This window comes from Pseudaeromonas pectinilytica, assembly GCF_054780855.1.
The window spans coordinates 1-1,548 of the sequence record NZ_BAAGVN010000224.1; the positions used below are offsets into that span (position 1 = coordinate 1).

The following is a 1,548-nucleotide window of genomic DNA, read 5'->3' on the forward strand; positions in this document are numbered from 1 at the left end:
CATCGAGTAGGAGGAGGCCTCGCGGCCTCCGTCCTCTCACACCACCGTACATGCGGTTCCGCATACGGCGGTTCATGTTAACTCTGGAACTGTCTATGCAACTCCTGCAGTGATACCAACCCCAATGCCTCAAACCACTTTTTCTTGTAGGCTTGATTCATGTGGCTGGCCCCCGCGTTCCACCACGGGCCCCGTTGGTTACACGCCGACCTCCACGCCCTGACCTCGTCCAGTCCGGCCTTCATCAGCTTTCGTGCTCGGGTGATCGGTCGCTTCCATTGCCGCCATAACAGGCAGCGCAGTTTGCGCCTTATCCAGCCGTCCAGCTCCTCCAGTACTCCCTTCACTTCGGTCAGACGGAAGTAGCCTATCCAACCCCGCAGCACCGGGGTCAGCTCCTCGATAGTCGCTTTCACTGATTTCGTCCTGTGCCCCGTCGTCAGGCTGCGGATTTTGTCCTTCAGCCTTTCCACGCTCACCGGCGCGATTCTCAGCCTCGGGGCCTTGTGCGCCGTCACGCTATACCCCAGAAACTTCCGCTCCCAGGGCCTCGCCACCGCGCTCTTCTGCCCATTCACCTGCAGTTTCAGCCTCTTCTCCAGAAACTCGCTGAGTTCCTGCAAGGCATGCTCTCCCGCCTTCCGACTGCCTACATAGATGTTGCAGTCGTCGGCGTAGCGGCAGAAGCTATGGCCCCGTCTTTCCAGCTCCTTATCCAGCTCGTCCAGTACGATGTTCGAGAGTAACGGCGACAGCGGCCCGCCTTGCGGCATGCCCCGCTCCCGTTTCGTCACCTCTTCTCCTGTCACCATATCCGCTTCCAGATAGCGGCGGATTAGTTTCAGCAGCCGTTCATCCTGGATTTCCCGCGACAGCTTTGACATCAGTATGTCGTGGTCTACCCGGTCGAAGAACTTCTCCAGGTCCATATCCACAACCCAGCGCTTTCCGCCCTGTATGTACTGCTGTGCCTGTTGCACCGCCTGTCCTGCATGGCGTTTTGGCCTGAAGCCGTAGCTAGACTCCGAGAAGCCCGGCTCTACCTTCGGGCTTAACACCTGCGCTATCGCTTGCTGGATGAGCCTATCCACCACGGTCGGGATGCCCAGGCTTCTCACCCCACCATCCGGCTTGGCGATGTCCACTCTGCGTATCGCTCGTGGCAGGTAGCTGCCCGCTATCAAGGCACTCTTCACACTCGGCCAGTGCCGTTGCAGCCAGGGTTTGAGCTCCGAGACCCTCAGGTTATCGACTCCTGCCGCTCCCTTGTTCTCCACCACTCGCTGATAGGCCAGCTTCATGTTCTCGCGTGCTATCACTGCTTCGATTGTTATCGACACTTCCGCTTTCGTTTGCCCACTGGCCGCCGAGTTGACTTCAACACCCTGCTCCGCCCTTGACGTGTTCCGCTCGTCTTCTGCGTTCAAGGCCACGGTTTCCCGTGCTTGTGCATCATCAATCATCCTCGAGTATCCACTGTCCTAATCACGATTAATCATGTTCAGCCCTTCGTGCTGGCGGTTACCCACCACTACTACGGCGTCGGCT

1 protein-coding gene is annotated in these 1,548 nt (G+C 58.6%); it reads right to left on the minus strand.

Annotation, left to right across the window (positions count from 1 at the left end; all coding sequences use genetic code 11):
* Nucleotides 1–77: 77 nt before the first annotated feature.
* Nucleotides 78–1,463, minus strand: coding sequence for a group II intron reverse transcriptase/maturase (gene ltrA, locus ACYVG7_RS10390; protein ID WP_460883046.1), 1,386 nt, complete (start codon nucleotides 1,461–1,463; stop codon nucleotides 78–80).
* Nucleotides 1,464–1,548: the final 85 nt, after the last annotated feature.